The 6056-nt window shown below is 72.4% G+C and carries 7 protein-coding genes and 1 pseudogene; 6 read left to right on the top strand and 2 right to left on the bottom strand.

Annotation, left to right across the window (positions count from 1 at the left end):
• A partial coding sequence (locus ACIQOV_RS23145) for an alpha/beta hydrolase (protein WP_401051267.1) occupies window positions 1-181 on the top strand: 181 nt, incomplete at its 5' end.
• Between the two features lie 35 nt (window positions 182-216).
• Window positions 217-573, top strand: a pseudogene (locus ACIQOV_RS23140) (maleylpyruvate isomerase N-terminal domain-containing protein); the annotation flags it as partial.
• Between the two features lie 48 nt (window positions 574-621).
• Here the strand turns inward: ACIQOV_RS23140 and ACIQOV_RS23135 are convergent.
• Both ACIQOV_RS23135 and ACIQOV_RS23130 read right to left on the bottom strand, forming a co-directional pair.
• A complete protein-coding gene (locus ACIQOV_RS23135; RefSeq protein WP_401051266.1) occupies window positions 622-1887 on the bottom strand; it encodes a sensor histidine kinase in 1266 nt (421 codons plus the stop codon).
• Window positions 1884-2549, bottom strand: coding sequence for a response regulator transcription factor (locus tag ACIQOV_RS23130; RefSeq protein ID WP_401051264.1), 666 nt, complete (start codon window positions 2547-2549; stop codon window positions 1884-1886). The genes ACIQOV_RS23135 and ACIQOV_RS23130 overlap by 4 nt, the downstream gene beginning before the upstream one ends.
• A 63-nt stretch (window positions 2550-2612) precedes the next feature.
• Between ACIQOV_RS23130 and ACIQOV_RS23125 the strand changes: the two genes are divergently transcribed.
• The 4 genes from ACIQOV_RS23125 to ACIQOV_RS23110 all read left to right on the top strand — a co-directional run.
• Window positions 2613-3203, top strand: coding sequence for a hypothetical protein (locus ACIQOV_RS23125; RefSeq protein ID WP_401051262.1), 591 nt, complete (start codon window positions 2613-2615; stop codon window positions 3201-3203).
• Window positions 3193-4284: an efflux RND transporter periplasmic adaptor subunit gene (locus tag ACIQOV_RS23120; protein ID WP_401051260.1), complete on the top strand. Its 1092-nt coding sequence runs from the start codon at window positions 3193-3195 to the stop codon at window positions 4282-4284. The genes ACIQOV_RS23125 and ACIQOV_RS23120 overlap by 11 nt, the downstream gene beginning before the upstream one ends.
• Window positions 4281-4991: an ABC transporter ATP-binding protein gene (locus ACIQOV_RS23115; RefSeq protein ID WP_401051258.1), complete on the top strand. Its 711-nt coding sequence runs from the start codon at window positions 4281-4283 to the stop codon at window positions 4989-4991. Before ACIQOV_RS23120 ends, ACIQOV_RS23115 begins: the two co-directional genes overlap by 4 nt.
• On the top strand, window positions 4988-6056 hold a 1069-nt coding region (locus tag ACIQOV_RS23110), incomplete at its 3' end, for an ABC transporter permease (protein WP_401051256.1). The genes ACIQOV_RS23115 and ACIQOV_RS23110, both read left to right, overlap by 4 nt.

Below are 6056 nucleotides of genomic sequence, written 5' to 3'. Positions count from 1 at the left end.
CTACCGGGACGGCGTCGCGCTGCACGGGCTGCTGCCCGGCTCCCGGCTGCTGACCCTGCGGGGCGCCGACCAGCACGGGCTCTACGGGACGTACGGCAACGCGTGCGTGGACGACGCGGTCAACGCCTACCTGGCCGGCGGACGCCTGCCGGAGGCCGACCCGACCTGTACCAAGGCGTAGCCGGGGCGTCCCGGCCCGCTTGTCCTGGAGGTTCGCTGAAGGTCTTTCAGGACCGCTCGGTCGCGTTCCGCGCCGCGATCGCGTCCGCCCCCGACCTTGACGTCCAGGTCCCGACCTGCCCGGACTGGACGCTGCGCGAACTGGCGCAGCACCTCGGCGACGGCCGCCGCCGCCAGGCCGCCATCGTCGCGGCGGGCCCGGGCGCCGAGCCCCCGGCGAAAACGGACCCGAAGGGCGCCCCGACCGCGCCCCGCGACCGCGAAGCCCTGGACGCCTGGCTCGCCGAGTCGACCGAACTCATGCTCGACGCGATGCGCGAGGCCGGCCCGGACCGCGGCTGCTGGACCTGGTGGGGCCGCTCGCAGGCCCCGGAGACCTGTTCAGGGGCCGTCCGGTGCGGGCACCGTTCGAAGAACGTCCAGGTGCCCCCAGCAGCCGGATCAGGGCGTGGGGAACTCGACCCGGACCCGCAGTCCGCCCGTGCTGCCGGGGACGGCGGTGACGACGGCGTGATGGGCACGCGCGATGGAGGCGACGATGGACAGGCCCAGGCCCGCGCCCTCACGCGGGCTGTGTCGACGCTCCTGCAGGCGGCGGAAGGGCTCGAAGAGGTAGGGGACCGTCTCCGTCGGCACCTGGGGGCCGGTGTTGCCGATCTCCAGGACGCCGTCGCGCACGCCGACCTCGACCCGGCCGCCGTCGTGGTTGTAGCGCAGGGCGTTGCCGACCAGGTTGCGTACCAGGTGTGCCAGCAGCACCGGATCACCCTCGACGGACACGGGGGCGGTGTCGGTTCGGACGGTGACGCGGTTCGCTCGGGCTTCCTCCGAGGCGGCGCACTCGGCGGCCACCGCGCGGGCCAGCTGGTCCAGTGCGACCGGTTCGCGGTGGTCCAGCCTCTGGTCGGAGACGGACAGCAACAGCAGGCCCTCGATGAGCCGTTCGCTGCTCTCGGAGACCTCGATCAGTTTGCGGCGGATCCGGGCGACGGCGGCCGGGTCCTCGGTGGCCAGCCCGATTTCGGCCGCGGCCCGCTGCACCGCGAGCGGAGTCCGCAGTTCGTGTGCGGCGTTGGCTGCGAACCGCTGCTGCGCACCCACCAGTTGCTCCATGCGGTCGAGCATGGCGTCGAAGGTGTCGGCGAGCTGTTTGAGCTCGCCCGGGGGCGCGTCGAGGGCGATCCGCTCGTGCAGGTTCTCACCCGAGAGCCGCCGCGCCGTGTTGGTGATCACCGCCACCGGGCGCAGCACCCGTCCCGACATCCACCAGGCCAGTGCCATCGAGATGACGGCGAAGGCGGCCAGAGCGATCAGGGAGACGGTCAGCAGCTGGTTCTGGGCGGCCTGCTCGGCGGCCTGGGTGACGACCTTGACGGCCTGGAAGTGGGACTGTCCGCCGTCGGCGGGGGTGGTTCCGGGTGGAGCGTTCGCGGGTGCGGCGGTTCCCACCGTGAGGGTTTTCGCCGCGGCAAGGTCCGGGGTCGCCAGTGTGGCCAGTCGCGGTTCGACGGCGACGGCCGTGCTGATCGAGGTGTACAGACCCTCCCGGACCAGGAAGTTGACCAGGACGATGAGCATGGCCCCGGCGAGGACGAGCAGCCCGCCGTAGAGCATGGTCAGCCGGCCCCGCTCCCCGCCCGGCAGCCGCGGGCGTGGTCGGCCGGGCAGCGGAGGGCGGTTCGGGCCGACCCGGGCGGAGCGCCTCATGCCGGGACGCCGATGCGGTAGCCGTGGCCGGGCACGGTGTCGATGACCGAGGGCTCGCCGAGCTTGGCGCGGAGTTTGCTGAGGGCGACCCGGACCGCGTTGGTGCGGTATCCCATGTTCCGCTCCCACACCCGCTCGATCAGGTCCTCACCGCTGACCACGGCGCCCTCGGCCTGCATCAGCGCCTCCAGTACGCCGAACTCCTTGCGGGACAGGGCGAGGTAGCGGCCCTCCCGGAAGGCCTGGCGGCGAGCGGTGTCGAGGGTGATGCCCGCACGTTCGAGGACCGGCGGAAGGGCGGGGTGGGTGCGGCGGCCGAGCGCCAGTACCCGGGCCAGCAGTTCCTCGTAGGCGAACGGCTTGGTGAGGTAGTCGTCCGCGCCCAGGTCCAGGCCGTCGACGCGGTCGCGGACGGTGCCGGCGGCGGTGAGCATCAGTACCCGGGTCAGCAACCGCTGCTCGACGACGCTCTGGCACACCTCGTCGCCGTGCGCTCCGGGCAGGTCGCGGTCGAGCACGAGCACGTCGTAGTCCGTGAGGCGCAGCCGCTCCAGCGCGTCGGCGCCGTCGTACACGACGTCGACGGCCAGGGCGTCGCGCCGCAATCCCTCGGCGATCATGTCCGCCAGGAATTCCTCGTCCTCCACGATCAGTACACGCATGACATCAGGTGTACCTGAGAACCACCTTTCGTCGCCGTAAAGGTCTCGGCTGACAGCGGCGAAATGCGGGTGCGTGCCAGCCTCTGCGTGGTCGGTCACCCGGTATCGGAGACGGTGGTCGGTCACTCGCAATCGGACACGGAGGATTCCATGCGGAACCACATGCGAAACCACAGGTACGGCGCGGCGGCCGTGCTGGTGGCGGGGATGGCGCTGTTCACCGCGGCTTGCGGCGGAGGCGCCACGGGCACGGGCGGGGGCGGCGGCTCGGACTCGTCGGGCAAGGGCGCGGCGGCGGACCGGGCCTACGAGCACCGTAAGTGCCTGCGCGAACACGGCGCCCAGGTGAAGGAGCCGGAGCCGGGCCAGGACCCGCGGGGCCTGGTCGTCGAGGGCGGGCAGGACAAGATGGCGGAGGCCCTCAAGGCCTGCGGGGGAGTCGGCGGCTCGGGCGGCACGAAGATGTCCCAGGCCGACAAGGACAAGGCCGTCGAATTCGCCCGGTGCATGCGCGGTAACGGTGTGGACATGCCGGACCCGAAGTTCGACGGCGACTCGGCGATGTCGGGACAGGCGATGAAGATCCCGGAGGGCGCCGAGAAGGACAGGTTCGACAAGGCGAACAAGGCGTGCAGTGGTCAGAATGCGGAGTGAGCGCGGGCGGAGCCGCCGAACGTACCTGATCGCCGCGCTGGTCACCTCGGTCTCGCTGGTGGGCGGGGTCACGGCCCTCTCGCAGACCGGCGGTGTCAGCAGCGCCGGCACGGACCGCACCGGCGGGCCGCCGCCGAGCACGGGCTCGGTGGAACGACAGGACCTGAGCAGCCGGACCCAGGTGGACGGGACCCTCGGCTACGCCGAGGAGCACCGGCTCAACGCCGGTGTGCCGGGCACCCTCACCTGGCTCCCGGAGGCCGGCGCGGTGGTGAAACGCGACGGGGTTCTCTACGAGGTCGACGGCCGGAAGGTCCGGCTCATGGACGGCGAGCGCCCCGTGTACCGGACGATGAAGGCCGGCGACAAGGGGCCGGACGTCGGACAGCTGAAGGAAAACCTCCGCGACTTGGGCTACGGCAAGGGGCTGGCCGCGGACGAGGAGTTCACCCCCGGCACCGCAGAAGCGGTCAAACGCTGGCAGAAGGCCCACGGTCTGGCCCGGACCGGCGAGATCGGCCCCGAGCAGATCGCCTTCTCGCCCGGTCCGGTGCGGATCAAGAAGAACGATGCGGCCGTCGGCGACCAGGCCGCCCCCGGCAAGCCGGTCCTCACCACCACCGGCTCCGAACGGCAGGTGCAGATCAAGATCGAGGTCTCCCGGGCCGACCTCGCCAAGCCCGGCACCCGGGTCGAGGTCGACCTGCCCGGCGGCGGCAGGGCCAAGGGCAAGGTCGCCTCCGTCGACCGCACCATCGGTGAGGACGGCAAGGAGCAGGGCTCCCAGGACAAGCCCGCCAAGATCACCGCCCGGGTGCTCTTCGACGACCCGGGGCAGGCGGAGGGCTTCGACCAGGCGCCGGTCACCGTCGAGCTCGAAGGAGAGGTCCGCAAGGACGCGCTGACGGTACCGGTCAACGCGCTGCTCGCGCTGTCCGGTGGGGGCTTCGGCGTCCAGGTCGTGGAGGACGGGAAGGTGCGCGACGTCCCGGTCGAGCTCGGCATGTTCGGACAGGGCCGGGTCGAGGTCAGCGGGACCGGCCTGGCCGAGGGAATGAAGGTCGGGGTGCCCAAGTCATGAGCGCCGTGGTCGAGTTGAACCAAGTCACCAAGGAGTATCCGGGCGGGGTCGTGGCGCTGCACGGGGTGGACCTGCGCATCGGACGCGGCGACCTGCTCGCCATCGTCGGCCCTTCGGGGTCGGGCAAGTCCACCCTGCTGCACATCGTCGGCACCCTGGACCGGCCCAGCGCCGGATCCGTCACCCTGGCGGGCCACGACGTCGCCGCCCTCTCCGACCGCCGGCTGTCCGCCCTGCGGGCCCGGCACATCGGCTTCGTCTTCCAGTCCTTCCATCTGGTGGCCGGGGTCAGCGCCCAGGACAACGTCGCCGAGGGCCTGCTCTACTCGGGCCTGCCGCGCTCCCAGCGCCGCAGGCGCGCGGCCGTGGCCCTGGAGCGGGTCGGGCTCGCGGACCGCATGCACCACCGTCCGCACGAGCTGTCGGGCGGCCAGCGGCAGCGGGTGGCCATCGCCCGGGCGGTGGTCGGCGAGCCGGACCTGCTGCTGGCCGACGAGCCGACCGGCGCGCTGGACTCCGCCTCGAGCGAAGCGGTGATGGAGCTGCTGCACGACCTCAACGCCGAGGGTGCCACCATCGCGGTGATCACCCACGACGGCGAGATCGCCGACAGCCTGCCGCGCCAGGTCCGGATCCGCGACGGCCGCGTCGTGGCGGATCTGCGCACCGGCGCCGCCGACCCGGCCGATCGGGGTGCGGAGCGATGAGCCGCACACGGCTCTCCCCGGCCCGGCTCGGCCCCCGTGACGTCCTCCACGTCGGCTCGGCCGGCCTGCGCACCCGGCCGCTGCGAGTGGTGCTGTCCGCGCTGGGCATCGCCATCGGCATCGCCACCATGATCGCGGTGGTCGGCATCTCCTCCTCCAGCAAGGCCCAACTCCTGCGACAGCTCGACCAGTTGGGTACCAACTTGCTGGTGGCCTCCCCCGGCCAGGGGCTGTTCGGCGAGAAGGTGAAGCTGCCCGAGGAGTCGATCGGCATGCTGAGCCGCGTCCCCGGGGTCGAGCAGGTCGGCGCGACCGGTGACCTGGCGCAGTCCGTCAGGCGCAGCGAGAAGATCCCCAGCGACGAAACCGGCGGCATCACCGTGAAGGCCGCCACCGAAGGGCTGCTGGACGTCGTGCGCGGCGCGGTCGGCTCGGGCACCTGGCTCAACGAGGCCAACGGGCGCTACCCGTCGACGGTGCTCGGACACGTCGCGGCCCAGCGCCTGGGCATCACCGCCCCCGGTCAGCAGGTCCACATCGGCGGCCGGTACTTCACCGTCATCGGCATCCTCGACCCGCTGCCGCTGGCTCCCGAGATCGAGCGGGCCGCCCTGGTCGGCTGGGACGGCGCCGGCGCGCTGCTGGGCTTCGACGGCCATCCGACCCAGATCTACGAACGGTCGACGGACCGGACGGTCGGCGCGGTCCGCGAGCTGATCCCACGCACCGTCGATCCGCAGAACCCGCACAACGTGCAGGTCACCGACCCCTCCTCGGCGCTCCGGGCCAAGGCCGCCACCGAGGGGGCGTTCACCGACCTCCTGCTCGGGCTGGGCGGGGTGGCACTCCTGGTCGGCGGCGTCGGGGTCGCCAACACGATGATCATCTCGGTATTGGAGAGGCGCCACGAGATCGGACTGCGCCGCTCCCTGGGCGCCACCAGGGGCCAGATCCGCCTCCAGTTCGTGACGGAGTCCCTCCTGCTCTCCGGACTGGGCGGGCTGGCCGGCGTGGCCCTGGGCGCGGCCGCCACCTACGCCTTCGCCGTCTCGGGCGGCCTGCCCT

Source organism: Kitasatospora sp. NPDC091257 (assembly GCF_044757675.1).
GTDB classification, from domain to species: Bacteria; Actinomycetota; Actinomycetes; order Streptomycetales; family Streptomycetaceae; genus Kitasatospora; species Kitasatospora lactacystinica.
This window is presented reverse-complemented; position numbering and strand designations above follow the sequence as displayed.